At 69.1% G+C, this 24,980-nt stretch carries 21 protein-coding genes and 1 pseudogene; 7 read left to right on the forward strand and 15 right to left on the reverse strand.

Annotated features, from left to right (window positions below; all coding sequences use genetic code 11):
• Position 1: 1 nt before the first annotated feature.
• Together AOZ06_RS38820 and AOZ06_RS38825 are read left to right on the forward strand one after the other, a co-directional pair.
• On the forward strand, positions 2-964 hold the full coding sequence (locus AOZ06_RS38820) for a helix-turn-helix transcriptional regulator (protein WP_054293931.1): 963 nt from the start codon (positions 2-4) through the stop codon (positions 962-964).
• 126 nt (positions 965-1,090) lie between these two features.
• On the forward strand, positions 1,091-1,735 hold the full coding sequence (locus tag AOZ06_RS38825) for a flavin reductase family protein (RefSeq protein WP_236952479.1): 645 nt from the start codon (positions 1,091-1,093) through the stop codon (positions 1,733-1,735).
• Here the strand turns inward: AOZ06_RS38825 and AOZ06_RS38830 are convergent.
• The 4 genes from AOZ06_RS38830 to AOZ06_RS38845 form a co-directional block, all read right to left on the reverse strand.
• Positions 1,719-2,045 carry an STAS domain-containing protein gene (locus AOZ06_RS38830; protein WP_054293932.1) on the reverse strand — a complete coding sequence of 109 codons (327 nt, stop codon included), beginning with the start codon at positions 2,043-2,045 and terminating at the stop codon, positions 1,719-1,721. The two genes, AOZ06_RS38825 and AOZ06_RS38830, sit on opposite strands and share 17 nt — an antisense overlap.
• Positions 2,046-2,047: 2 nt before the next feature.
• Positions 2,048-3,100, reverse strand: a complete 1,053-nt coding sequence (locus AOZ06_RS38835; protein ID WP_054293933.1) for a cobalamin B12-binding domain-containing protein — start codon at positions 3,098-3,100, stop codon at positions 2,048-2,050.
• Positions 3,097-4,689 carry a PP2C family protein-serine/threonine phosphatase gene (locus AOZ06_RS38840; protein WP_236951885.1) on the reverse strand — a complete coding sequence of 531 codons (1,593 nt, stop codon included), beginning with the start codon at positions 4,687-4,689 and terminating at the stop codon, positions 3,097-3,099. The genes AOZ06_RS38835 and AOZ06_RS38840 overlap by 4 nt, the downstream gene beginning before the upstream one ends.
• An 80-nt stretch (positions 4,690-4,769) precedes the next feature.
• Positions 4,770-6,992 (reverse strand): ATP-binding protein, encoded by a 2,223-nt coding sequence (locus tag AOZ06_RS38845; protein ID WP_218921849.1) that lies wholly within the window; start codon positions 6,990-6,992, stop codon positions 4,770-4,772.
• 166 nt (positions 6,993-7,158) lie between these two features.
• Between AOZ06_RS38845 and AOZ06_RS38850 the strand changes: the two genes are divergently transcribed.
• The 3 genes from AOZ06_RS38850 (at position 7,159) to AOZ06_RS38860 (ending at position 9,321) form a co-directional block, all read left to right on the forward strand.
• Complete coding sequence (locus AOZ06_RS38850) at positions 7,159-7,614, forward strand: carboxymuconolactone decarboxylase family protein (protein ID WP_054293935.1); 456 nt, start codon at positions 7,159-7,161, stop codon at positions 7,612-7,614.
• Between the two features lie 47 nt (positions 7,615-7,661).
• Positions 7,662-8,111 (forward strand): iron chaperone, encoded by a 450-nt coding sequence (locus tag AOZ06_RS38855; RefSeq protein WP_054293936.1) that lies wholly within the window; start codon positions 7,662-7,664, stop codon positions 8,109-8,111.
• A gap of 328 nt (positions 8,112-8,439) precedes the next feature.
• The gene (locus AOZ06_RS38860; RefSeq protein ID WP_063810187.1) at positions 8,440-9,321 is read left to right on the forward strand and encodes a helix-turn-helix domain-containing protein; all 882 of its coding nucleotides are present in this window, start codon (positions 8,440-8,442) and stop codon (positions 9,319-9,321) included.
• A gap of 22 nt (positions 9,322-9,343) precedes the next feature.
• Here the strand turns inward: AOZ06_RS38860 and AOZ06_RS38865 are convergent, their stop codons facing one another.
• A complete protein-coding gene (locus AOZ06_RS38865; RefSeq protein ID WP_054293938.1) occupies positions 9,344-10,234 on the reverse strand; it encodes a glycoside hydrolase family 6 protein in 891 nt (296 codons plus the stop codon).
• A gap of 353 nt (positions 10,235-10,587) precedes the next feature.
• Between AOZ06_RS38865 and AOZ06_RS38870 the strand changes: the two genes are divergently transcribed.
• Positions 10,588-11,802 carry a PucR family transcriptional regulator gene (locus AOZ06_RS38870; RefSeq protein ID WP_054293939.1) on the forward strand — a complete coding sequence of 405 codons (1,215 nt, stop codon included), beginning with the start codon at positions 10,588-10,590 and terminating at the stop codon, positions 11,800-11,802.
• Positions 11,803-11,814: 12 nt separating this feature from the next.
• Here AOZ06_RS38870 and AOZ06_RS38875 read toward each other — a convergent pair whose 3' ends face one another.
• Genes AOZ06_RS38875 through AOZ06_RS38885 form a run of 3 tightly spaced genes read right to left on the reverse strand, consistent with a single transcriptional unit; the run spans position 11,815 to position 17,192 of the window.
• The gene (locus AOZ06_RS38875; protein ID WP_054293940.1) at positions 11,815-13,593 is read right to left on the reverse strand and encodes an AMP-dependent synthetase/ligase; all 1,779 of its coding nucleotides are present in this window, start codon (positions 13,591-13,593) and stop codon (positions 11,815-11,817) included.
• On the reverse strand, positions 13,590-15,413 hold the full coding sequence (locus AOZ06_RS38880; RefSeq protein ID WP_054293941.1) for a hypothetical protein: 1,824 nt from the start codon (positions 15,411-15,413) through the stop codon (positions 13,590-13,592). The genes AOZ06_RS38875 and AOZ06_RS38880 overlap by 4 nt, the downstream gene beginning before the upstream one ends.
• Before the next feature lie 24 nt (positions 15,414-15,437).
• Positions 15,438-17,192, reverse strand: a complete 1,755-nt coding sequence (locus AOZ06_RS38885; RefSeq protein ID WP_054293942.1) for a hypothetical protein — start codon at positions 17,190-17,192, stop codon at positions 15,438-15,440.
• A gap of 283 nt (positions 17,193-17,475) precedes the next feature.
• Between AOZ06_RS38885 and AOZ06_RS38890 the strand changes: the two genes are divergently transcribed.
• Positions 17,476-18,069 carry an SRPBCC family protein gene (locus AOZ06_RS38890; RefSeq protein WP_054293943.1) on the forward strand — a complete coding sequence of 198 codons (594 nt, stop codon included), beginning with the start codon at positions 17,476-17,478 and terminating at the stop codon, positions 18,067-18,069.
• Positions 18,070-18,120: 51 nt separating this feature from the next.
• Here AOZ06_RS38890 and AOZ06_RS38895 read toward each other — a convergent pair whose 3' ends face one another.
• The 7 genes and pseudogenes from AOZ06_RS38895 to AOZ06_RS38920 all read right to left on the reverse strand — a co-directional run bounded on the left by AOZ06_RS38895 (position 18,121) and on the right by AOZ06_RS38920 (position 24,903).
• Positions 18,121-19,860: a M28 family peptidase gene (locus AOZ06_RS38895; protein WP_054293944.1), complete on the reverse strand. Its 1,740-nt coding sequence runs from the start codon at positions 19,858-19,860 to the stop codon at positions 18,121-18,123.
• A 547-nt stretch (positions 19,861-20,407) separates the two neighbouring features.
• A complete protein-coding gene (locus AOZ06_RS38900) occupies positions 20,408-20,824 on the reverse strand; it encodes a Dabb family protein (RefSeq protein ID WP_054293945.1) in 417 nt (138 codons plus the stop codon).
• Positions 20,821-21,993, reverse strand: coding sequence for an MFS transporter (locus AOZ06_RS38905; protein WP_054293946.1), 1,173 nt, complete (start codon positions 21,991-21,993; stop codon positions 20,821-20,823). Before AOZ06_RS38905 ends, AOZ06_RS38900 begins: the two co-directional genes overlap by 4 nt.
• A gap of 125 nt (positions 21,994-22,118) precedes the next feature.
• A complete protein-coding gene (locus AOZ06_RS38910; protein ID WP_054293947.1) occupies positions 22,119-23,219 on the reverse strand; it encodes an MBL fold metallo-hydrolase in 1,101 nt (366 codons plus the stop codon).
• Between the two features lie 161 nt (positions 23,220-23,380).
• Positions 23,381-23,602: a hypothetical protein gene (locus AOZ06_RS58115; RefSeq protein ID WP_169798826.1), complete on the reverse strand. Its 222-nt coding sequence runs from the start codon at positions 23,600-23,602 to the stop codon at positions 23,381-23,383.
• Positions 23,511-23,920 (reverse strand): annotated as a pseudogene (locus tag AOZ06_RS62330) (tyrosinase family protein). Before AOZ06_RS62330 ends, AOZ06_RS58115 begins: the two are co-directional and overlap by 92 nt.
• 155 nt (positions 23,921-24,075) lie before the next feature.
• Complete coding sequence (locus tag AOZ06_RS38920; protein WP_054293949.1) at positions 24,076-24,903, reverse strand: helix-turn-helix domain-containing protein; 828 nt, start codon at positions 24,901-24,903, stop codon at positions 24,076-24,078.
• Between the last annotated feature and the right edge of the window lie 77 nt (positions 24,904-24,980).

Consider the following 24,980-nt stretch of genomic DNA (forward strand, 5'->3'; position numbering starts at 1 on the left):
CATGACAACGACGGCTGCTCGGCTCCTGCGTCTGCTCGGCTTGCTGCAACAACCGCGGGACTGGTCCGGGCCGCAGCTCGCCGAGCGGCTGGACGTCAGCTCCCGGACGGTCCGCAACGACGTGGAGCGGCTGCGTTCGCTCGGGTACCCGATCGCGGCGACGCCTGGTGTCGCGGGCGGGTACCGCCTCGGCGGGGGTGCCTCGATGCCGCCTCTGCTGCTCGACGACGACGAGGCCATCGCGGTCACGGTCGGCCTGCGCACCGCGACCAGCGTCTCCGGGATCGAGGAGGCCGCGGAGCGCGCGTTGTCGAAACTGGACCGCATGCTGCCCACGCGGCTGCGCTACCGGGTCGGCGCGCTGCAGGAATCGACGGTCTCCATCCCCCACAAAGGACCTGTGCTGGACAGCGAGGTCCTCACGGCCATCGCCACGGCCATCCGCACCAAGGAAACACTGCGCTTCCACTACCAGACCCATGACGGCACACCCAGCAGCCGTTCCGCCGAGCCGCACCAACTCGCGCACACCCGCGGCCGTTGGTATCTGCTGGCGTGGGACACCGACCGCGCCGACTGGCGTACGTTCCGGGCGGACCGGATCACACCACGCACACCCAATGGCCCACGGTTCACCGCACGTCCGGTTCCCGGCGGTGACGTCGTGGACTACCTGAAGGGGAAGCTCGACACGGCGACGTGGCGATACCGCGCGAACGTCACCGTGTACGCCCCGGCCGAACACGTCGTCGCCCGCCTGCCGCCGAGCGTGGTCGTGGAACCGGTCGACGAACAGACGTGCCGCGTCAACGTCGGCTCCGACAACCCCCGCATGCTCGCGCTCTGGCTGGGCATGCTCGACGCCGACTTCGAGGTCACCGACTCGGTCGAACTGGCCGACGAGCTGAACGCACTCGCCGGGCGCTACCAGCGCGCGACCGCCGCGATCAGGGCGACCGAGTGATCAGCTCGATGTCCGATCCCCGCCAGCGCGGGCGGGCCCCGGCTGCCCACACTGGCGAACGTGAAGACGCAGTCCTTCGTGCACCAGCCCATCGAGCCCGGCATCCTCTACTTCGGTACGCCGGTCGTGCTCATCTCGAGCGAGAACCAGGACGGCACGCCGAACCTGGCGCCGATCTCGTCGGCGTTCTGGCTGGGCTGGCGCGCGATGCTCGGCATCTCCGCGAAGTCGCAGTCCACCCGCAACCTGCTGCGCACCGGCGAAGGCGTGCTCAACCTGCCGTCGGACACGATGGCGCCGGCGGTGGACCGGCTCGCGATGACCACCGGGTCGGACCCGGTGCCGCCGGGCAAGCTGCGGCGCGGCTACTTCCACGTCGCCGACAAGTTCGGCCGCGCCGGGCTCACCCCAGTCCCGTCTGAGACGGTGGCGCCGCCGCGCGTGGCCGAATGTCCCGTGGCGATGGAGGTCGTGGTCGAGGCGGTGCACCCGGTCGCCGAGGCGGACGAACAGCTGCGCGGCGGGATCGTCGCGGTGGAGGTCCGTGTGCAACGGGTGTTCGTGCACGAGGAACTGCGGCTGGCAGGCACCGACGACCACATCGACCCGGACGCCTGGCGCCCGCTGATCATGAGCTTCCAGAAGTTCTACGGCCTCGGCCCGCAGGTGCACCCGTCGACGCTGTCCCGGATCCCCGAGCGCCTCTACCGCGGCCCGGACATCGACCGTGCCCGCGCGGTCCCGGTGAAGGCGGTTACGCCTGGCCGGTGAAGTGCGCGTACGTCCCGGTCAGGGTGAGCATGCGTTCCAGACGGGCGGGACGGTTGTCCAGGTGCAGCTGGGCGTTGGCTTGCTGGGCGCGGCGTTTGACCATCAGCAGGACCGACAGGCCCATCGAGTCGACGGCGGCGACGTCCGCGCAGTCGATGAAGAGGTCACGGACCTCCGGCAGCCGCAGCAACTGCTCGGCGATCAGCGCGTCGAGGTCCTCGGCGTTCCCGAACGTGAGCTCGCCACCGACGTGGACCTTGAGCGTGTGCGGCTCGCTGGTGCTGATTGTCGCCGTGAACGCCGGTTTCATCGTCACGCCTCGTCCAGCGCGCGGCCGAGGTCGTCGCACGCTTCCTTGATGAACCGGCTCGCCCTGGTGAAGTCCTTGAGCTGCACGGCGAGCACGTCGAGCGTGGGCAGCAGGAACCGGCCGGACACGCCGCGGGCAGCCAGGATCTCCGAGGTCCACCGCAGGAACCCGGTGAACAGCTCCAGCGAGTCCGTGTAGAGCGCGGTGGCCAGGAAGTCCACGATGTGCGCGATGTCCTCGCCGGTGCGGTCCAGCTGCTGTGACGTGTACTCGCGCATCACGGGCAACCGCTCGGCGAGATCCGCCATGGTCTGCTTGACCAAGGACCGGGCCGTGCGGGCGACCATCGTGTACTCCTGGTCGGCCAGGTGCGGCAGGTCGTCGATGGGCTGGTGGGCCTCCGCGGTCAGCTGCGGCAGGCCATCGGCCAGCAGATCCGCCGCGCCACGGGCGTCCGGTGACCACGCGTTCGCACCGAGCAGCCGGGCGTACCGCCCGTCCACACCGAACGCCGCTCCGCCAGCCAGGACCGGCACACCCGCCGCCTGGCAAGCGGTGATCGTGGCGTGCGCGGTGGGCAGCCGGGTGGCGATCGAGCTGGACAACGCCACCGCGTCCGGCCCGGTCAGGTGCAGGTGGGAGATGAGGTGCTGGACCGGCACCTTCGCACCGAGGAAATCCACACGCCAGCCCCGCAACCGCAGCACTTCCGCGAGCAGGCGCGCGGGCAGCGCGTGCCATTCCCCGTCGATGCACGCCACGATGACGCGGCCGAGCCGTGGCTCGACCCGTGCGACCGGGTGGTGGGCCATCGCGGCGATCACCCGGTCGTTGATCGCGGTCGCGGCGTGTTCCTGCGCGACGCTGATCCGGTTCGCCGCCCACTCCAGCCCGACCTTGGCCTGGACCGGGGCGACCACGTCGAGCAGCACGTCCTCCGCGGGGATGCCGCCGTCCAGCGCGGCGAACACGATCCCGGCGGCGGCGTACTCGTCACCCGCGACCACCGCGGACCACAACGCGTCGACCCGGTCGGCTGATACAGCGTGTGTCATCGGTCTTCCCGGTGCCGTGGCGCGGTGATGGCGACAACGGCGATGTCGTCGTGGTGGTTGTCACCGATCCACTGCTCGGCAAGCATCTGCACGCGTTCGACGATCGCTTCGCTTGGGATACCGGCACATTCGGCCAGTACGTCCTTCAACCGCTGTTCCCCGAAGTAGGTGTCGCCCAGCGGGCCGCCGCGTGCCTCCGTGATCCCGTCCGTGTAGAGCACACAGGACTCCCCCGGCTCCAGGTGCACGACCGCCGTGCTCGCATGCACTGTCGGCAACACGCCGACAAGCGAGCCCTGCGTTTGTGCTTCCTCGACAGTGCCGTCCTTACGCACGATCAACGGCGGCAAATGGCCCGCGTTGGTCAACCGCAGGCGGACGTTGGCCCCGTCACGGACAGCCGAGGCGAACACGAGCGTGGCGAACCGCGTGTGGTGCGAACTGAGCAGGGCGCTGTTCAGCATGGTCAGGACACGCAGGTGGTTGGTCGCCAACGGCAGCAACGCGTGCAGCGTGTTGCGGATCTTGCCGGTCATCGCCGCCGCTTCGAGGCCCTTGCCGCACACGTCACCGAGCACGATGAACGTCTCACGACCGGCCTGACCGGCCGGGTGCAGGTCGTAGAAGTCGCCACCGACCCGCTCGGCCACCCCGGACGGCTGGTAGCCACCCGCGAACTCGATCCCGTCGACGTGCCGCAGCTGCGGCGGGATCAGGTCGCGCATCAGGATCTCGGTGATGTTCGCCTGCTCGGCGTACAGGCGGGCCGCCGCCATCGCGGCACCGGCACGTGCGGCGAACAGCCGCGCGAACACCTCCTCGTTCTCGGTGAACACCGCGCGGCTGGACGTGCGCAGCAACACCAGCGCACCCGCGGGGACACCCTGACCTGGCAACGGGACGACCGCGACCGACCCGACCGGGCCGAGCCCGTCCGGGATGATCCAGTCCGCGACACTCGCGGGGTCGATCCACCGCGACGGGACCGGCGGGAAACCCCGCAACGCGATGTCGAGGCCCGGCACGGTCGCCGGATCGGCGGCCAGCACCTCCCGCACCGCCTGCCCGCCGCGCGCACGCCACACCATCGTCAGTTTGTTGACCACCGGCGGGAGGATGACCACCGCCGCGTCAGCCAGGTACTCGGACGCGAGCTGGGCCGTGATCTCCATGCACCGGCCGAGGTTCATCGAGGACAGCAGCAACGTGGACGCGTGCGCGAGGAACGCGGTGCGCTCCCGTTCGACCTCCAGCAGCTGCTTGGTGCGCTGCTCCTCGGTCTCGTCGATCAGCCACCACGCCACGGCATCACCCAGCCGGGTGGCGTGCGCCTGGAACGCGCGTCCGGCGATCAGCCCCCGGACCGGCTGGCCGGAGCTCTCCCGATGCGCCCGCGCCAGCCACGACGGCACCGCGTCGGCCAGCGGGAGCCCCGGCCGGGCAGTGGGGAAGACCAGGTCAGCGGCGTCGTTGAGCTCGACCAGGGTGCCGTCGGAGCCCACGACGACGACCGGCGACGGCGCCGCCCGGATGACCGAGCCGTACTCGGCTTCGGCCAGTCGTACCGACTGCTCCTCGGATGTGCTCACCACAAAACCCCGCGTTCACCTTTCACCGTAGTCACTCCAGACGCTACCTCCATCCACAACGGCAGTGGTGATAGAGCCCCTCAACGCGCCGCTCGGGCCAGCTGCTCGTCATACGGTCTGCCCAGCTCACGCGCGATCTTGACGACCCGGTCGAGCAGCGCCCGTGCTTCGTCGTGTCGCCCGGCTACGCGGCACGTCCGGGCGTAGGCATGCAGGCAGTCGATCTCCAGCTGGACCTCGGCCAGCGGTTCCAGCAGCTCGAAAGCGCGCCGGTGCTGTCGCAGCGCCTGCTCGTGATCGCCCATTTCCCGCAGTGCGACGCCGAGGTAGTTGTGGCACCACGCTTCGTTGTGCCGCAGGTTGTTCTGCTCCGCCAGCCGCAAGGCCTCGTGCAGCGACCGCAGCGACTCCTCGGGCTCATCCGGCGCCAGTGCGAGGCCGAGCGTCACCAATCCCGTGATCCGGGCAGGTCCGGCCGCCACGGCGACAGACGCCCTGGCCAGCTCCACGGCTTCGCCGCGGCGGCCCAGCCGGAGCGTCACCCATCCGTCGAAGGCCAACGCCTGCGACTGCCCGCCGGAGTGCCCGGTCTTCTCGAACAGTTCGCGCGCACGCCGGAACTGCGTCCGTGCTGCCCCGAAGTCGCCGAGATCCCGGCGCACGAAACCGATCCGCAACGCCAGACCGGCCGCGAGGTCGTCGTTCCCGGCGTGCTCGGCCTGTTCGTACGCGGTGAGCGCCTCGGTGAGACGCCCGGCGGTCGCGTGGGCGAAGCCGAGGTCCGACAGCAGCGATGCCCGCTCGTGGCCCCGGCCGAGTCGTTGCGCGGCTGCCGCCGCCGCTTCGAGCATGCGCACCTGGTCGTCGGTGCCGCGGCGACGGAAGAACCAGACACGCATGGCCTGCGGCAGTCCGGCCACCACCTCGTCCACACCGAGCCGCACCGCCGCGTCGAAACCGGCGATCAGGTTGACGTACTCGAGGTCGAACCACGCCATGGCCTCCGCCGGGTCACCCGGCTCGGGCGCGCGGCGCTGCGGCGACGGCAGCACCCGATCGTGGGCGACCGCCCGCGTCAGGTAGTGGCTCACGACCCTGCGCACCGCGTCGTGCGCCGAGGGCTCCTCCTCAGCGGCCAGGTCCGCCGCGTACCGCCGGATCAGGTCGTGCACGCGGTACCGCCCTGGCGCGAGCTCCTGCACCAGGTGGGCGTCGACCAGTTCCTCGATCACCGCCTCGACCTCGCCGGGCCGAGTGCCGGCGAGCACGGCGGCCACCGCGGCGTCGAAATCGGCGCCCGGCAGCACACCCAGCAGCCGGAAGACGCGGCGCTGGTCCCCGTCGAGCTGCTGGAGCGACATGCCGAACGCGGAATCGAAGCGACCGGTGCCGGCCCGCAGCCGCTCAGCCAGGACCGCCACCGTCCAGCCCGGCCGGTGCCGGAGCCGGGCGCCCGCCATCCGCAGCGCCAACGGCAGCCCGCCGCATTGGGAAAGGACCTGGCTGACGGCTTCCTCACCCTCGATCTCAAGTCCGGCCGCCTTGGCGAACAGGTGCGCCGCGTCACCGTCGGGCAACGGCGCCAGCGACACCGGGGGCACGCCGTCCAAGCTGACCAGGCGCGAGCGGCTCGTGACGAGAACACCGGACTTCCCCGCGCCGGGCAGCAACGGCCGGACGTGTTCGGCGTCGACAGCGTTGTCCAGGACCACAAGCGCTCGACGACGGGACAGCTCCGAACGCCAGAGCGACGCGCGTTCGCCGGCACTGTTCGGCGGATGCTCGATGTCCAACGCGCCCAGCAACCGGCCCAGCGCGGTGTGCGGCTCCAACGGCTCGTGGCCCGGCGTGAAACCGTGCAGATCCAGGTAAAGCCCGCCGTCCGGATACCGCGGGGCGAGCCGGTGCGCCACGTGCACAGCGAGGCTGGTCTTGCCGACGCCCGGCATGCCGTCGATCGCGACCGCGCCCGTTGCCCGCAGCAGTTCCTCGACTTGGGCGTACTCCGCCGCACGGCCCGTGAAGTCGTTCAGGTCGGCAGGCAGATCGTTGCGACGAGGCGGCGGCGCAGCGCCGGCCTTGGCAGCCTCGGCCCAGATCGGGCGCAACGGCCGCGGGTCACGGCTCACAGCCCGGCACAACGCGACCACGGCCTCCCACGGCGGCACGAGCTGACCGTTGAGGTACCGGGACAGCGACGAACTGCTCAGGCTGGTCTGGTGGGCGAGGGCACGCAGGCTGAGGCCGCTCAGGTCCTTGATCCGTGCGAGCTGGTCGACCAGTCGCTCCTGGGGGCTCGACACGAGCGACACCGTACCTGTCCCGTCCCAGCGAAACGGATCACTCCAACGTTCCCGCTGGTCAGAGCCGTCTCAAGTGTCCCACGGTGTCCCACGGGCAGCGCGCGGGACAGCCCGCCGGTGATCGGATTGCCCCTGTCAGCGAGACCACGGACAAGGGAGCAACCAGATGTCGACCGAGCGGATGCCCAACCCGGCGATGCTGATCCCGGGGGCGATGGAAGCCCTGATGGACGTCAACAAAGCCATCGCGGCGACGGGCCTGGACGGCAAGCTGCTCGCCCTGACGCACCTGAGGGCCAGCCAGATCAACGGCTGCGGCCCCTGCGTGGCCGGAGGCGCGGGCCAGGCACGCCGAAACGGCGCGTCAGCCGAGCAGGTCGACACGGTGGCGGCGTGGCGCGAAACCCCCTGGTTCAACGACTCCGAACGCGCCGCGCTCGCGCTGACCGAAGCCGTGACCCGCCTGGCCGACAACGCGGACCCAGTCCCGGACCAGGTGTGGGACATGGCAGCCAAGCACTTCGACCACAAGGAACTGGCCGCGCTGCTGCTGAACATCGCGATCACCAACACCTTCAACCGCATCAACGCCCCGACCCGCCAGCAAGCAGGCAAGTGGTGACCACGGTCCCGCAACCCCACACCCCGAACCCCGAAAGGCGAACTCCCATGGCTACCACCAAGAACACGGCGACGAAGAAGTACGACGGCTTCACCGAGGAAGAGCGCGGCGCGATGAAGGAACGCGCGAAGGAACTGAAGGCGACCACCCGCCGCGGCACGAAAGCGGACACGGAGGGCGAGGTGCTCGCGAAGATCGCCGAGATGGCGGAATCCGACCGGGTGATCGCCGAGCGGCTGCACGCCGTGATCAAAGCCAACGCACCGGCCCTGACCGCGAAGCTGTGGTACGGGATGCCCGCGTACGCCCGGAACGGCAAGATCGTCTGCCACTTCCAGCCCGCGACGAAGTTCAAGACCCGCTACGCCCTGCTGGGCTTCGGCGACGAAGCCAACCTCGACGACGGCGCGATGTGGCCCGCGTGGTTCGCACTGGCCAAGATGACCCCCGCCGTCGAGAAGAAGATCGCCGCACTCGTACAGCAGGCAGTCAGCTGACCGGATTGTCCGGATTAAACCTGAACTCCCTCACCACCGTCAGACCCGGATTCCCAGCACCCGCCCGCGAACCAGCGGACGGGTGCTTTCCGCACGCATCCGCGTACAGCGGCTGATCGCTTCCCCGGCCAGCCCGAACCTGCCGGATTCCGCCCGAAACCGTTGGCTGTCAACGCCTCCCCCTCTTCGGCGGTACTACGGACGACGAACCTCCCATAGGCTTGAAGGCCGGACCGGGGCGGGAGTCGCGCGCTCAAGCGCCGCATCGCGATTGCGCCATGCACGCCACATGGCAGACACCTCGATTCAGCAGGAATGAGGTCGATACATGACACAAGGGCACAACCCGACCGTCCAGCAGCGTCGCCTGATTGCCGCGTTGCGGCGACATCGAGATGACGCGGGCATGACGCAAAAGGACGTAGCCGAGGCACTCGAGTGGTCACCCAGCAAGGTCATCCGCATCGAAACCGGTGCTGTCGGCGTGTCGAAGACGGATCTCGTCGCCCTGCTCCACCTCTACGGCATCGAGGACCAGGAACACATCGACCAACTCGTCGAGGTCGCCAAAGCCACCAGGCAGCTGGCGTGGTGGGACCAATACCGCCATCGGCACAACCAGAGGTTGATCACCTTCATCGGCTACGAGGACTCCGCCCGGTCGATTCGCGCCTTCGGGGCGTTGACGATCCCCGGTCTGCTTCAGACACGCGCGTACGCCACCGCGATGATCGCCTCGTTCGACACACCACCGGACGAGGCCGTTGCCGGCGTGGAGATCCGGATGCGGCGCCAGGAACTGTTCGACCGGCCGAACCCGCCGCAGTTGTCCTTCATCCTCGACGAAGCGGTGATTCGCAGGTGGGTGGGCGGGCCCGGCGTGATGCGGGAGCAGCTGACCAGGCTCAGCGAGCTCAACGAGCGCCCCCACATCACGATCCGGATCGCCCGCTTCGACATCGGCGGCTACATCGGCACGAAAGGCTCGTTCGGTGTTCTGGAAATCCCGTTGCCCGATCAGGGATTCGAGGAGTACGTCATCGTGCGGGAGTTCGCCCACGGCGACGAGTTGATCGTGAACGAGCCCGAACAGGCGAGCTCCTACTTGGAGACCTTCTTCGACCTCGAGGCAGTCGCCGAACCCGATTCCGAAACCGACACCATCCTCGGTGAGATCCTGGCAACGATCCCTGGGGGCGAGCAGGTGTAGGGCCGTGCGCGTGAAGGGGCGTTCAGCCCAGCGGAGCCATGAGGTGCGTCGCTATCTGCGCGGTGAACTGTCCCGAGTAGGTGCCGCGGTACGCCCCGCAATCGCCGTCCGACGTCCCCGGGTGTTTGACCCACAGCGACGCGTCCGCGCCGGCCGCGCCGCCCGTGTGGGGAAGTGCGCCCAGCTTCCGGCCAGCGGGATTGCACCACGTGCCTTCGCTGTCGGGACCGTTGCCGTCGCGGGAGATGTCCCACACGTACGGCAGGTCGATGCGGTGCTCCCGCATTCCCACCGCGAACGCTTCGACGGTTTCCCTCGTGTTGTAGTTCGACACGTTCACGGAGAACCCGCGAAGTCCTTGTGTGCCAATCTTTTTGATTCTTGGTGCGATGTCCTTCGGGTGGTTCCACCTGCCGTCGCCCGCGTCGAGGTAGATCCAGGCCTTCGGGGCGTACCGGTTCACCGCGTCGATCGCCCCGCGCAGCGCACGGACGCGTTCGTCGTTGAAACACGCCAGTGTCGCGTCCGGCTCCAGCACGACGACCGCGGGGCGGTTTCCGATCGACCGCCCGAACTCGCCTGCCCAGGCGATGTACGACGCCGTGTCCGGCAGCCCGCCGGGTGACTGCCCGCCGCAGTCCCTTTCGGGAATGGCGTACGCGACCAAGACCGGGAGTTCGTTGGCCGCTGCCGCCGCGGACACGTAGTCGGCGGTGTAGCCGTTCTCACCACCCGGCCCAACCCACCTGGCCTGCGGGACATTTCCGATCCTGGTTCGTATCCGTTCCGCGTCCTCATGACCCGGGTTCTCGGCCAGCCAACGCAATGCGGAGTTGTCCGATCCGTGGAACAGGCCGTCTGTCTCCAGGTACGGGTTGTAGGTCGCGCCTTGCGCGAGCGGGGCGCTTAACACGCTGTTCCCTGCTGTCAGAACAAAAGCAGCGGCGAGCAGGACGAGGTGACGTCGACTGTGACGGAGCATGGCGGGACGGTATCGCTTCCCGCGTCGCAACAACGGGCGAATCGATCACTTCGTCCGACCGGGTTTCTGGGAGCGCTAACCGTGAACACGCTGTCCACTGAGGATCGTCGAGTTCAAGCAGGTTGAACTACGTGCGGATGAACACTCGTGACTCGCCGAGTCGAATCGGCTGCACCCGCTTTCGCGCGAATTCCGGCCGTCCGGGCTACGGCGGATTGCGGTACACGCATGTACCAGGTGCGTGGGAAGTTGCCGGTCGAGTTTGTGCGAGGCGACAATGCGGTATGGGTACCGATCCAGCGGACCAGGCAGCGTCGCCGGTCGTGGCCGCGATGCTGTCGCGTGTCGACGAGGTCGCCGCGGCGATGGTCGCCCGTACCGTGCGGGAGATCCCGGCCTACCGGTTGCTGCCGGTCAGCGTGCTCGACAGCGATCTCGTGGCGAACACCCGCGCCCTGGTCGAGCTGTTCCTGACCGCAGTGGCCGAGCGCCGGGCGCCCACCGAGCAGGAACTGGCGCTCCCCATCGCGTGGGGCGCGGAACGCGCACGCGACGGCCTGCCTTTGGACGCGGTGCTCAAGGTGTATCCCATCGGCGCGCAGGAGGCCTGGCACGTCGCGCGGAGCGTCGCAGGCGCCGACGCCGCCGAACTGAACGTGCTCACCGAGCAGATCCTCGAGTTCCTCGCCGCGGTCATGCCCCAGGTCGCGCAGGCGTACCTGCGGGAACGGGAGGACATCGACTGGGAACAACGCGAGCACCGCCAGAACCTGGCCGGGAACCTGCTCGCCGGGCGGCCCGCGCACCGCGCCGCGCAACGCTCCGGCCGCACGCTCGCCGAACGCTACGACGTGGTGGCGTTCCACGTCGGCACGGACTCGGCAGCCATCAGCACCAGGGCCACGACGAACCTGTTCCGCGCGATCCAGGCCGAACTGGACGCCGAGCCGGAGGTTCTGGTGACGTTCGAGGGCGACGGCGGTGTCCTGCTCGTCCCCGCGTCCGCGCCGCCGGACCAGCAGTCACGTGCCCGTGTCGCGCGGTTGCTTGCCCGCATCGACAAGGCAGCGGGCCACCCGTGCGTGGCCGGGGCCGCCACCGCCGCCACGCACGCCGGGATTCCCGCCGCGCACGAAAACGCCACCGAAGTCCGCACGCTGGCGCAGCGGCTGGGCTGCCCGCCCGGCCCCTACTGGCTCGCCGACCTGGCCATCGAATACCAGCTGGCGCGACCGGGAGCGGCCCGGACGGCACTGGCCGAGGTGCTGAGCCCGTTGGCCGGTCACGAGCACCTGATCGGGGCTTTGCGGGCGTTCATCGCGACCGGGTACAGCCGGTCCGACGCAGCCGCGGCGCTCAACATCCACCGCAACACGCTCACCTACCGGCTGGACCGCGTCCGTGCCCTCACCGGGTACGACGCGACCCAGCCCGTGGACGCCCGCCGCCTGGCCGCCGCGCTCACCGCGCACGACATCATCAGCCAGGAATCCGGCTGACCGAAATGCGCGCTATGCGGTGTAGAAGGCGTCCAGTGTGGCGCGGTTGTTGTCCTCGACGACTTTGCGCCTGACTTTGAGGCTCGGTGTCAGTTCGCCGGATTCCACCGAGAACTCCCGGTCGAGCACGGCGAACTTCTTGATCGTCTCCCAGCGGTTCAGCTCGGCGTTCAAGATGTCGACGTACGATGTCACGAGCCGGACGACGCTCGCGTGGTCGCGATCGGGCTTTCCCCGCTGCCGCGCCCATCCGGCGACGGCGTCGGCGTCCAGCGTGACCAGCGCGGTGCAGTAGTTGCGCCCGTCGCCGTGCACGAAGAACTGACTCGCGTACGGGCAGATCGCGATGAACCGGCTCTCGATCGCCGACGGCGCGATGTACTTCCCGCCGGAGGTCTTGAACAGCTCCTTCTTGCGGCCGGTGATCCGGATCAGCCCGTCGGGGTCCCGTTCGCCGAGGTCACCGGTGTGCAGCCAGCCGTCGGCGTCCAGCGCGCCGGCGGTGTCCTTGTCGAGGTTGTGGTAGCCGGCCATCACGCCCGCTCCCCTGATCAGCACCTCGCCGTCTTCGGCGATCCGGACTTCGGTCCCGGGCAGCGGTGGCCCTACGGTACCGAAGCGGAAGTGGTCCGGGCGGTTGATGGTGGCCGCCGCGGTGGTCTCGGTGAGCCCGTAACCCTCCAGGATCAGCACGCCGGCCGCGTGGAACCACTCGGCGATGCCCGTGTTCAGCGCGGCGGAGCCGGAGACCAGGAACCGGATCCGGCCGCCGAAGCGTTTCCTGACCTTGGCCAGCACCAGCCGGTCGGCCACCCGGTGCCGCGCCGCCAGCAGCGGCCCGGGTGTGCCGCCGTCACGCCGTAAGCGGGACACGACCGTGCCGACGGCGAAGGCCCAGTCGAAGAGACGTTTCCGCAGGCCGCCCTGCTGTTCCATCGTGGTGACGATCCGGGCGTACGCCTTCTCGAAGATCCTCGGCGCCGCGGCCATCCAGGTCGGCCGGACGTCCGCGAGGTTGTCCACGATGTGCTCGACGCGGCCGTCGACGGCCGTGGGGAACCCGACCGCGAGCTGCAACGACAACAGCACCTTGCCGAAGGCGTGTGCCATCGGCAGCCACAGGAAGTGCAGGTCGTCGGCGCTGAGGAAGCCCTGGGACGCGACCGCCGACGCCTGGTACGCCCAACCGGAATGCCGCAGCCGGACGCCTTTCGGGACACCGGTTGTGCCGGACGTGTAGATGATCGTCGCCAGCCGGTCCGCGGCGATGGCACCGACCCGGTCATCGACGGCGCTGGGGTCGAGCTCCAGCAGGGCGTCGCCGCGGTGTTCCAGTTCGGCCAGACCGAGGACCCAGTCGTCGTCCGGGGCTGTCCCGTCGAGCAGCACGACGTTGCGTACCTGTGGGATCGAGTCGCGGTGCGCACGCAGTTTCGCCAGTTGCACGGCGTCTTCGGCGAAGACCACCTGGCTGTCGGAGTCGGCCAGGATGTACGCGACCCCGTCGCCGTTCGTGGTCGGGTAGACGGTCGTGGTCGCCGCACCCGCGCACATGATCGCGAGGTCGGCCGCGATCCACTCGTAGCGGGTGCCCGCCACGATCGCGACCCGCTGTTCGGGCCGGACACCCAACGCGATCAGGCCCGCCGCCAGCCTGCGCACGTGCCGTTCGGTCTCCGCCCAGGTCAGCGAGCACCAGCCGGTGCCGTCGCGGTAGCGGAAAGCCTCCCGGTGCGGTGTCCGGGCGGCCCGGTCGAGGAACATCCGGCCGACTGACGTCTCCAGGTTCATCGGGCGGCGCCTGCCGGGAACGCGAGGTCGACCAGCGCGGCGCTGACGGGCTCCGGCTGTCCGTTGTTCTGCTTCTCCGCCGCGGTCACCGCGTCGAAGTGCCGGTATCCGGCTGGGCGCAGCGCGTCGCGCGGGATCAGCCCGCCGAGGCCGACGTTCTGGTTCGGCCCGTCGCCCGCGATCACCGTCAGCAGCCGGGTGCCCGTTGGCGTGGACTGCCACTGGCCGCCGCGCAGCAGGAAGTCCAGGATGCCACCGGACCGGTACTTCAACTGCTCCAGTTCGGCGCCGCGGCCGACCCCGAGCGCGAACACGACGTCGGACAGGATCCGCGTGGGGAAGTACCACTCGACCATGTCGGCCGAACCGCCGCCCGCGAACATCTCGGCCATGTCGGTGGAACTCGTGACCTCCTTGTCCGGTGTGGTCACGGTCTGCCCGCCGGACGTGCGCAGGCCACCGGCCGGGATCTGGTCGTAGTCGAGCCAGTCGTAGAGGCGGTTGCGGTCGGCGGGGGCGTAGTTCTGACCGAACCCGATACCCACCTGCGGGATCCGCACCAGCGGGCCCAGGAACGGGATGCGGTCGAGGTCGTTGGGCGCGGGGAAGGTCTTGGCCTTGACCGGCCCGTCGAACGCGCCCATGCCGGTCTGCAACGGGGAAAGCCACTGCGCGTTGTTGTCCAGCAGGATGCCCAGCGCCGCACGGTTGGTCAGCCGGTACCCGCGTGGGTCGTACAGCGGGTTGACGAGGTCGATGTAGCGCGGCGACAGGAAAAGGCGCAACGGGAGGTCGATCGACGGCGTGCGCGGGGCGTCACGCAGCAACGTGCTTTCGGCTCGGGGCGCCCGTGCCGAGGCCTCGCCGGCGAGCCCGAGCAGCGGGCCTAGTTCGGGCGCGCTGAACACCGGGGTGTCGATGGCCGGCAGCAGCCCGTTGCGGAACGCGGTGTTCACCGTGGCACGCAGGATGTTGTTGCCGAACGCCGAAATCACGCTGTCCGGCAATGGCGCGGAACGCAGCCCGAGCGGATCGGTGAAGGCGATGCCCTCCAACGCGAACGCTCCGCCGCCACACAGGTTGTACCCGGCGTCGTCCTTGGTGCTGACGTTCTTGTCGAAGTCCCACGCGAGCATCGGACCGACCAGGTATCCGCCGAGGGAATGCCCGCCGCACAGCACTTTCCGTCGCTGCGCCGGGTCCGGTGCGGCGTGGGTGATCACCGCGCGCCAGTCGTCGAGGGTCAGCGCAAGGCCGTATTCGCCGAGGAATCCGAGCTCGCTGGGCTGATAGCGGCGGTAGGTCCGGCCGTCGATCGCCTTGCCGCGGTAGTAGTAGTCCAGTCCGGTCTGGATGGTTCCGGTGCGGCGGGCGGCAGCGTAACCGGTGTGGTCCTCCAGGCAGTTCGCACGCCGTTCCAGCGCGAGGTATTCGACGTGCTTCCCGCGCGCGGCGGCCTTGCGGATCACCTGCGGTGCCTGCGCGCGGTAGGTCGACGCGCCGGTGAGCGTGCCTGGCTGTCCGGTGTAGACGGCGTCGGCGTCCTTGGCCTGCGCAGGCCCGTCCTTGTGCCGGAACCGCAGGTAGGAGATCCAGTCGCACGCGGCCGGATGCGCCATCGTCGAGTACGGCGACGGGTAGTGCAGGCGCACAGTGCTGACGAGGACGTCGTTGCCTGCCAACGGGTCGTCGGTGACCGGGGTCTCCACCACCTGGTCGGGGCTGCCCAGGGGCACCGGGGACGGTTCGGCCGCGGTGGCGGCCACCGCTGACCCGGTGAGGGCGACGGCGCAGATGACGGCGATGGCGCGTGCAGTCACAGTGGCTCCAGGTGTCTCAGCCGGTCAACGGGTCGTGTTGGCGATGACGAAGTCGGCCACGTGCCGGCCGCTGGGGTCGAGCCTGCCGTCGTTCTGCACGGCGGCGGCGTTGATGACGTCGATGTGCGAGTAGCCGGGCACGGTGATCGTCTTCTTGGGCAGGAGGATCGCTGACACCGTCCGCACCGGGCTGTTGCCCGCCAGCACGGTCAGCGTCGGTTTGGTGGTGTTCCGCGCGGCGTTCTCGTAGCGGATGTTGGCCAGCTCCCCGTCACGGGCCCCACCGAACGCGAGGATGATGTCGGCCAGCAGCTTGAGGGGGAAGTTCTCCTCCCAGTAGCCGATCGGGCTGCCCTGCGCGAGTTGCCGCGCGAGGTCGCGGATGTCGCTGACTTCCTGGCCGGGCGAGGTGAACGGCACACCGGCGACGTCGTTGTAGTTGCGCCAGGTGTACAGAGCGGTCCGGCTCGCCGGCGCGACTCGTTTCTCCGGGCCCGCGACGACGCTGAGCAGCTCACCGATCACCGGGACCGTGCTGAGGCCACCGGGCAGCGGGAACGTCCGCGGCCGCAGCGGGCCGCCGGCGATGGCGCCGACGTTGACGTGCAGCAAGCCGATGTTGGCGGAGTTGTTGTCCACCAACGTGCCCAGCAGTGCCTCATTGGTGTGGCGGAAATCGCGGATTCCATTCGTGCCCGCGAGGAAGTCGAGGTAGCTCGGCGCGTGGACGACGTTCAGCAACGTCTCCAAAGCCGGGTCCTTCGGCACGGACCGCAACAGGTCGCTCTCCCGGCCGGGGGCGAGGTGCGCGGCCAGCCCGGCCATGCGCTGGAGGTGGAAGTACGCGGGCGGCGTCACCGGCAGGCCGTCGAGGGTGCGTGGCAGCGTCCCGTTGCGGAAACCGGCGCTGACCGCCTGGTGCGTCTTGCCCACGAGCAGGCCGGACACCAGCGCGAGCACCGGATCAGCCTTCAACGACAGGGGATCGCTGGGCAGGAAGGTGTCCTGGGCGATGAACCCGGCGCACTGGTTGTGGCCCGCGTCGGCGGTGGTGGCGGGGTTGCCGTCGAAGTCCCACGACGCGAACAGCCCGGTGACGAGCCCGCCCATGGAGATGCCGTCGCAGAACACCTTGGACTGGCGGATCCGCTGGTCCGGCAGTTCGTGCAGCATCAGGTCGTACTGGTCGCGCAGGGTGCGTTCGAGCCCCAGTTCGGCGGTGAACGGGTCGTCGCGCACGGCGGTGAACCCGGCGAACTTCCGGCCGTCGACCTCCTTGCCGCGGTAGTAGTAGTCCACCGCGACGCGGTAGTCGCCCGCCTTCTTGGCGGCGTCGAAGCCGGTGTCGTCGTTGAGGCAGTTCCCGCGGCGCGCCAGCGTCCAGTACTCGATCGCACGCCCAGCGCTCCGCGCGGCCCGCACAGTGTTGCGGGCGACGCTGTCGGAGTTGTACGCGTTGCCGAACGTCCCCTGCTGGGCGACCACGACGGAGTCAGCCTTCTGCGGGTCAGCGGGACCGTCCGCCGAGCGATACCGCATGTAGCCAATCGAGTCACAGGCAGCAGTGTGCGGCGGCGTGCCCGCGGGCATCGGGGCCAGCAGGCTCACATGACTGGCCTGGATGCCGTCGGTGGTCTCCAGGACAGTCTCGGCCCGGCGGAGTACCCCCGACTCCGCCGTGTTCGTGGCCTCGGCCACGGGCACAGCGGCGGCCAGCAGGCCGGTGACCATGAGAGCCGCGGCGGACACCGCGGTGATCCGGGACAGCTGTGACACCATTGTCGATCTCCGTCACTGTCGGTGATCAGCTTCCTTCGTGCCGATCGACGGTGTGGATCAGTCAGGTGCACAAGCATGTGCCAGGACCAGCCCGCTGTCTGCTGGCACAACGCGCAAACTATCGCCCCGCGAGTTTGTGCACGGTGCCAAACGCTTGGGTCCTCCGATTCGACGCGACGAACCCCGTGTGCCCGATCTACGTAGTTCTCGCCGACGCGACCGCACTCGTCACCGCGCGAGGCTGGTCCAGGAATCCACCAAACGGTTACGGGAGTGAAAAACCATGCTCAGTACTCGCAGGCGTGTTGCTCTGCTCGCGGTCCCGCTGGCCGTCGCCGGCGCACTCGCGACCACCGCGCCTGCTCAGGCCGCCACTGCCGGCCCGGCGTCGTTGACGTGCCAGGGCAAAGGCGTCGACACGACCGCCAAGGCGCGTTACCGCAGCGAAATCCTCATCCACGCGCCGCTGCGCACCATCTGGGATCTGCAGACCGACGTGGAGGAGTGGACGTCCTGGCAGAAACCCGCTGCTCCGATGACCATCAAGCGCCTGGACCACGGTCCGCTGCGCAAGCACTCGCGGTTCCGGGCCACCATCGCCGTGCCGTCCACTCCTCCTGCCACTGTGGTCATCAACTCCACCGTGCAGCAACTCCAGCACGGCAAGTGCGTCCGCTGGACCGGGCCCGCCGACGGCCCCGGTGGCTACCACATCGACGGTGTGCACGTCTGGAACTTCGTCAAGGTCCCCGGCGGCGTTCTCGTCCGCACCGAGGAAAGCCACAGCGGCCCCCATGCCGACCCCTCGTCCGACATGGGGCTCGAGGCCTGGTTGACGGACCTCAAGGCCGCCGCCGAGGCCGATCCCTGCGACTGACGAGCGCCGGGCGGCTGCCGGCCAAGCCGGCAACCGCCCGGAACCCCGGTGTCAGCAGGCTCCCTGGTCCTGCCAGACCGCCCACGATCCCGGCGCGCCCGGCTCCGCACCGGACGAGTACCAGGTGGACTTCCACTTGTGACTGTTGTGCGAGACCAGGTCATCCGGCACATAGGACGCCGTCGAGTTCCACGCCTGGACACCGTTGCAGCCGGTGCCACCACCGGTGACGGTCAACGCGTACGTCGCCGTCCTGCTCACTGAGCCACTGCCCGTCACGGTGATGGTGTACGAGCCCGCGGCCGTCGACGCATCCACTGTGACTGTTGCCGTGGACGATGAACCAGACTGCACAGTCGCCGGGTTGAACGAGACACTGACACCGCTCGGCGCACCCGAAGCGGACAACGTCACGTCCTGCGGTGAGCCGGACGTGGTCGCCGTGTTCACGGCGAACGTTCCCGTGGCACCAGCCGCGACCGTGCCCGAGGACGGGTTCAGCGACACCGAGAAATCGGGCACCGGGTTGTCAGTGGTGACCGTCAGGCCGTAGGTCGCCGTGCGCACCTTGGTTCCCGTGCCCGTCACCGTGATCTGCGACGTGCCGGGGGACGCCGACGAGCTGACCGTGACCGTCGCGGTGGAGGACGATCCCGACTGGACAGTGGCCGGGTTGAACGAGACACTGACACCGCTGGGCGCACCCGAAGCGGACAACGTCACGTTCTGCGCCGAACCGGACGTGGTGGCCGTGTTCACGGTGAACGTCCCGGTCGTGCCGACCTTGACCGAGCCGGACGCCGGGGACAGCGAGACCGAGAAGTCGTTCTGCGGTGTCTCGCTGACCGCCTGCTTCCAGATGGTGTACGCGACACCGTCCGCCGAGCGGTCCAGGGCGGTGGCGTTGATGTTGCTCGTCGTGTCGCACCGGCTGTGGTAGCACGGGTCGTAGGCGGCGTTGGCCGTGCCGCCCCATTTGCGTTGCTGGGCCGCGGACTTGCGGTAGGACGCGCCTGTGGCGTATCCGGACGACGGGATTCCCACCTGTTGGAAGGAGTAGTCGTCGGACCGGCCCGCGCCCTCGGTGTTCTCCTCCGGCTGCAGGTTCAGCGACGTCCAGTACTCGCGCAGCGGTGCCGCGGCGGCGGTGCCGATGTTGTTGATGAAGTAGCCGCCGTTGGTGGAGGCCACCATGTCGAAGTTGTAGTACGCCTTGATCGCCGACCGCTGGGCCCCGGACAGCTGGCCGACGTAGAACTCGGAGCCGTTGAGGCCCTGTTCCTCGTCGGTCCACCAGCCGAACCGGACGTGCTTGGTCATCGTCGGGTTGCTCGCGGCGAGCTGGAGTGCGTTCTCCAGCAGCGTGGCCGAGCCCGAACCGTTGTCGTTGATGCCGGGACCGGCCGACACGCTGTCCAGGTGGGCGCCGAACATGATGGTCTGGTTGGCGTCACCGCCGGGCCAGTCCGCGATCAGGTTGTTCGAGACGTAGGTGCAGGTCGTGCACCGTTGCTCGACGACCTGGTAGCCGACCGCCTGGAGCTTGCCCTTGATGTACGCGAGCGACTGGTTGTACCCGGCGCTACCCGCGCGCCGGTTGCCGCCGCCACTGCTGGCGAAGTTGCTGAACTGGGTCAGGTGGCTCTGCACCGCCGCAACGTCGATGTTCGGGGCCGCGAGCGTCGCCACCGCGGGCGGCTGCGCTTCGGCCGCCTGCGTGGGCCCCGCGGACGCGGTCACCCAGGCGAGGGCCGCCAAAGCGACCGCCGCACCCAGGGTTCTGTGCTTCATCCGATGCTCCTTGTAAGGCAGGGAAAGCTTGGCCGCCCCCGCCCCGCGGGAATGTGTGGCTCCACGTCCGGGGTGCGACCGAACTGTGCGAAGCGTCGCACCACGCGGGCCGCGAAAATTAGGGCTTCCGGTAGGTAGCGGAGACGGCCCCGTGCGGCAACACTTCAAGGTTGACCACTTTGGTCCATACCAATTGCCTGTTACGTCTTGTCCCCTCCGTGTGGGGGGTGCCGTGTTGCGGCCAAAGGGCCGAGTTCCGCACGGAACGAGCTTTCCCTCGCCGGGGGCTGACCTCCGGGCAGGAGCTTGTGTTTGGTTTTCTTCCTTTCCTGTGCTCTGGATCTTGTGGTCTTCAGTGGCGTGGGTGCTCCTGGCCGACGCCCTCGTCTGCGCTTGCGCGCTCGTCGCTGTCGGTTGGCTGTCGCTCAGCCCGCACGGGTTGGCGTGCGGGCCAGCGGGTGTTCGCGGCCTGCCCGGCCCCCGGCCTGGTCTGTCGTGTACATGGCAGCGTGGCTGCCTTGACCAGTGACCTCTTCTGTTGCCCGGCTCAGCCTCCGTGTGGGCCTGGGGCTGCGCTTCCGGTGTACTCGCTCAGGTCGCTGACCAGTTTCGTGAGTTCCGGGTCGCTGTCGTACCTTCGCTTGTGCAGGGCTGCGATTTTCTTCCCCATCTCCGGGTCTGGGTCGTCTGTTATGTCGAAGGACACGAACTTGTCCACCAGTGGCAGGCCTACTCTGTCGGTGTTTCGGTGGGCCGGGTGGATCAGGTACTCCCAGTAGCCTTCGAGGTCCTCGATCACGAAGGTCGCGCCCCATTCGTACTCGCCGCCGTAGTCGCGGCCGACGACGAACGACTTCACCGACGGGATGGCCCGGCCTTGGTTGCGCAGGCTTTCCAGGGCTTCCTCCATCGCCGCTGGGTCTGCTCCTGGCTTCATGGTGAAACGGTTTCCGTGGTAGATCATCGGTTTTCCTTTCGTTTCCGTGTTCCGGCCGCGGCGATCGCCGCTCCGGCCGCCATGGCGATTCCGGTCCAGGTGAAGGCGTCCGCCACCCCTGTCGCCGCGATCAGTGGCTGCACTGCCAGCGGGGACAGGAACTGGCCGAGGAAGACACCCGTCACCAGTCCGCTGAGGACTCTGCCGCGCCGGTCGGGTGGGGCGAGTTCGCTGAGCGACATGGTCAGGTTGGGTACCGCGAACCCGACGCCGAAGCCGCCGACGAGCAACCCTGCCGTCACCATCACGACGTTCCCCGCCGCGCCGACCAGCAGCCAGCCCACGCCCAGCAGTGCGACGCTTGTCGTGGTGATCGCTGTGGTGCTCAACCGCTTGCGCAACGCTGGGAACCCGAGCGCGCCAAGAGCGCTGGTCACTGTACTGCCCGCGATCACCACGCCGACGACGACAGGGCCTGCGCCGAAGCCGCCCAGCAGGAACGGCAACTGGGTTGGCGCCATGTAGAACGCCAGCGTCGCGACTAGAGCCACCGCGTACACGCCGAGCACAGGTCCGGTCGTTGTCCGGCCCTGGCTAGGTGCCGAGGCGTGCTTGTCGCGTGGGGCGTCCTGTACGGCCAGCACAGCGAACAACGCGACGACGGCTGACACGGCGTAGATCCAGAACGGCGCACGCCAGCTCACCGTCGCCAGCAGGCCTGCCAGTGGCAGGAAAACGACGCCGCCGAGGCTGGCGAAGGCCTGCTGCAAGCCGAGGAACGCCGCCCGGCGGGGGCCGTCGAACCAGTCGGTGATCGTCGCGCTGACGGCCGTCATCACCCCGCCGACGGCTATCCCGAGCAGCGCCCTGGTGACCAGCAGCAGGTAGAGGTCACCGACGAAGTATCCGGCCGTGCCGCAGATGGCATACAACACGAGGCTGAACACCAGCAGCGGCCGACGGCCCACGCGGTCGGCGACCACACCCGAAACCGGGGCGCTGACCGCGATCATGAGTGAGGTGACGGTCAGCGCCAGCCGGACCATGAGCTCCGCGCCGGGACCGGCGAACACCTTCCCCATCTCCGGGAGACTGGGTGCGATGATCGCCGCCGCCATGATTGTCAGCGCAGCCGCGGCGAGCACTGTGCCACGAGCGATGAGGCTCGGTGTGGTGGCAGCGGGTCGAGTTGTCATGGGAACACAGTCGCGCGACCGCGGTCTCATTCGCGTCGGTGACGTTCACCTATACCCACCTACTGACTGCCTACTTGTCGGCAGACGCCACGATCGGCTGGGCCTGCCCCGGGCGCGGTGGCGCGTCAGCGGACCACCCGCAGGCGCTTGAGGTCCTCCCCTACCGTCACCCGTCCGCGGTACCTGCCCTTGCGCGCGCCCAAGGCGGCACGCTGCTGCCATTGCTGCTGTGACTGGAAGTCCCCGATGTGACTGAGCACAAGTGAGCCCACATCGGATTCCCGGGCCACCACCCCCAGGTCGAGGACGTCCGTGTGTGTCTCCCGCATGTGCTCGACGAACTCCTCGGGCGCCCCGTGCTCGTGCCACCACTGCGGATCGCTTGCCTCGTGCACGAGAACGCTTGCGCCGGAGGCGAGTGTGGGGATGTTCGGCGTGAGTGCGGTGTCCCCCGAGAAGACCACGCTGCCGTGTTCGGTCTCGAACCGGTACGCCAGGCTGGGGAAGACGGCACCGTGGGACACCAGGATCGCTGTCACCTCGACGTCGTCGTTGCGCATCACGGGAAACGGCTTCATCACCGGCGCTGTGTCGCCGATCGGCGAGGCGCCGACGTCCGGCAGCTTGATCTCGTGCACCCGCAGGGCGCTGACCGGGTCGTGTCCGATGTGCTCGGCGATGAAGGTGTTGCTGGAGTACGCGAACGCCTCGTTCGACAGCCTGGTCAGGTCGGCGAGGCCGGGCGTCGGGTGGTGGGGTGCGACCCATTTCGCGCCCTGGACGTCCGGGAGCGCGCCCGCGCTGGGCGGGCCGTACACGTCGACGGTCGGCACGCTGCCGGTTCCCGGCATGACTGTGGGCGCCAGGAACGTGGCGATGGTGAAGTAGTCGGCGATGTGGTCGGCGTGGAGGTGGGTGATGAAGGCGGCCTTGAGCCGTGCCGGATCCAGGCCCGCGCGCACGTACTGGGACAGGGCGCCCCGGCCGCAGTCGACGAGGTAGACGTTGCCTCGAACGACGAGGGCGCTCGCGATCCCGTACCGGCCGCTCGTGAGGGCGGGACCGGCAGCGGTTCCGAGCAGGACGAGTTCGGACCCGGTGGTGGTCGCGCCCGTTGCCGCGGCGGTGCCGGGCGACAGCGCGCCGACAGTGGCGACGCCTGCCGCCCAGGCACCGGAACGCAGGACGGCCCGCCGGGACATCTGGGTTTTCGCTTCGCGGTTCATGGTTTTCTCCCTCCTGGGGAAAACCGTCCCACGAAGGCGAACGCGTTCGCGTAGGCGATGACTACCTATCCTCGGTTCCTCCGGCGTCAGCACGATCCGGCGCGGGACAGAGCCGATGACCGGGGCGCTCACGGTCCAGGCCCTCGAAGAGCCGTGGCGTGTCACCGTGCCGGTCCGGTACGCCCGCACGCGCAGGCCGAGGTTCTCGCGGCCGAGCAGGTGGTCCCAGAAACCCACGTCCTGCCGATCGACGTCGTGGTCGGCACGTTGCGGTACAGCACGAGTCGCCCGTCAGGCAGGTACCAGAGTTCGTGGTCGCCCGCGGGCGAACGCAGTTTCTCCAGCGGGTGCAGCACCTCGCCGGGACGCAACTGCGTGAGCAAGGCCCGGTGTGGATCCGTGTCGCAGGCGTGGCCCAGTCTGGTGTGGTCGATCGCGCTGGTACTGCCAAGCCGCCCACAACCGGTCGATGTCGCAGTGGTGCAGGAGGAACCCGGGTCGTTCGGCGAGGACATCGGCAGCATCGAACCGCCGATCCAGACGTGCACCCGGTTGTGCAGGCCGACATCTCGACGCGACCAGCCTTCCAGGCGGTGCGGAACCCGTTGGCGCTGACGTCGTCGGTTGTGGGCAACGACGGGGTGAACTTGCCGAACTCGCGTTTGAGCATGCCGCCGGCCTCTCCGGATGAGGCGAGGCATGTCCAGCTCGAACCGGCGGAGGAACTCCCTGCGCCACGACAGGAAAGCCGGTCCTCGGTGCGCGAACGGCTCCGCCTCCAGGTGTTCGCGGACATAACCGAGCGAGCAGGGCGCAGCCGCTCCACCGGCCGGACGCCACCGGCAGATGGCACTTGTCACGAGATGGACCGGAGCCGCCCGATGGACCGGTGGCCGGCCACGTCGGCTGTCTGCTCGTCCGCCGGGAGGAAGACGACGATCTGCTGGGCGTCCGCGGTGAGTTCGAGCGTCTCACGCCGCAACCGGAGCTCGTGCCCAGCCGGGTGGTTGAGCCGCAGGATCCCACGCCTGGGCACCGCGTGGTTCTTCAGGCGACGCGTGAAGTCGTCGCCCGCGACGGGGCTGATGTCGGCGGCGAGCCATTCGAGGTTCTCGACCGACGGCGCGAGCCACAGGTCGAAGGCTTGCTCGTCCGCGATGTCGTCCCAGTCGGCGAACAACGCGCGGGCCCTGGGATCGGTGAAGACGTAGCGGGTGACGTTCGGCGGGTCGCCGTCGAGCAGGCCGGTCGCACCGGTGACGGTCTCGTAACCGCTGGTGCGGGCGAGGACGTCACCGAGCCGGTTGGTCACGATCGCGATGCCTGGTTCGAGCAGGGTCAGCATCTCGAGCACGGCCGGACGCACGTGCCGAGGCGGCGGCGCGGGCCGGAAGTCCGTGGCGCACCTGTCCCCCGTGATCTTCGCGAGGTAGCGCAGGTGGGTGCGTTCCGAGGGCGCGAGGCTGAGCGCGTCGGCGAGGGCGTTCATCACTTCCGTCGACGGATTGCGGTCACGGCCTTGCTCGATGCGAGCGAGGTAGTCGGCGCTGATCCCGGCGCGGACGGCGAGATCCAGCCGCCGCAGGCCGGGTGACCGGCGGCGGCCGTGGTCCGGCAGGCCCAGGGAGCCGGGCTGGATGCTGTCGCGCTTGACCCGGATGAAATCCCCCAGCGGCGTCCCCATGACGCCAGCGTACGACGCATGCCGCCACGTAGCGTCGCCCTGCGAGGGCGAGGCTGAGCACGGCCTGGTTGCCGCTG

It is taken from the genome of Kibdelosporangium phytohabitans (assembly GCF_001302585.1).
GTDB lineage: Bacteria > Actinomycetota > Actinomycetes > Mycobacteriales > Pseudonocardiaceae > Kibdelosporangium > Kibdelosporangium phytohabitans.

Excerpts from the sequence above, each read along its gene's own strand:
- AOZ06_RS38820 (WP_054293931.1), top strand. The coding sequence starts at position 2 with ATGACAACGACGGCTGCTCGGCTCCTGCGTCTGCTCGGCTTGCTGCAA.
- AOZ06_RS38830 (WP_054293932.1), bottom strand. The coding sequence starts at position 2,045 with ATGAAACCGGCGTTCACGGCGACAATCAGCACCAGCGAGCCGCACACG.
- AOZ06_RS38835 (WP_054293933.1), bottom strand. The coding sequence starts at position 3,100 with ATGACACACGCTGTATCAGCCGACCGGGTCGACGCGTTGTGGTCCGCG.
- AOZ06_RS38850 (WP_054293935.1), top strand. The coding sequence starts at position 7,159 with ATGTCGACCGAGCGGATGCCCAACCCGGCGATGCTGATCCCGGGGGCG.
- AOZ06_RS38855 (WP_054293936.1), top strand. The coding sequence starts at position 7,662 with ATGGCTACCACCAAGAACACGGCGACGAAGAAGTACGACGGCTTCACC.
- AOZ06_RS38860 (WP_063810187.1), top strand. The coding sequence starts at position 8,440 with ATGACACAAGGGCACAACCCGACCGTCCAGCAGCGTCGCCTGATTGCC.
- AOZ06_RS38870 (WP_054293939.1), top strand. The coding sequence starts at position 10,588 with ATGGGTACCGATCCAGCGGACCAGGCAGCGTCGCCGGTCGTGGCCGCG.
- AOZ06_RS38875 (WP_054293940.1), bottom strand. The coding sequence starts at position 13,593 with ATGAACCTGGAGACGTCAGTCGGCCGGATGTTCCTCGACCGGGCCGCC.
- AOZ06_RS38885 (WP_054293942.1), bottom strand. The coding sequence starts at position 17,192 with ATGGTGTCACAGCTGTCCCGGATCACCGCGGTGTCCGCCGCGGCTCTC.
- AOZ06_RS38890 (WP_054293943.1), top strand. The coding sequence starts at position 17,476 with ATGCTCAGTACTCGCAGGCGTGTTGCTCTGCTCGCGGTCCCGCTGGCC.
- AOZ06_RS38895 (WP_054293944.1), bottom strand. The coding sequence starts at position 19,860 with ATGAAGCACAGAACCCTGGGTGCGGCGGTCGCTTTGGCGGCCCTCGCC.
- AOZ06_RS38900 (WP_054293945.1), bottom strand. The coding sequence starts at position 20,824 with ATGATCTACCACGGAAACCGTTTCACCATGAAGCCAGGAGCAGACCCA.
- AOZ06_RS38905 (WP_054293946.1), bottom strand. The coding sequence starts at position 21,993 with ATGACAACTCGACCCGCTGCCACCACACCGAGCCTCATCGCTCGTGGC.
- AOZ06_RS38910 (WP_054293947.1), bottom strand. The coding sequence starts at position 23,219 with ATGAACCGCGAAGCGAAAACCCAGATGTCCCGGCGGGCCGTCCTGCGT.
- AOZ06_RS38920 (WP_054293949.1), bottom strand. The coding sequence starts at position 24,903 with ATGGGGACGCCGCTGGGGGATTTCATCCGGGTCAAGCGCGACAGCATC.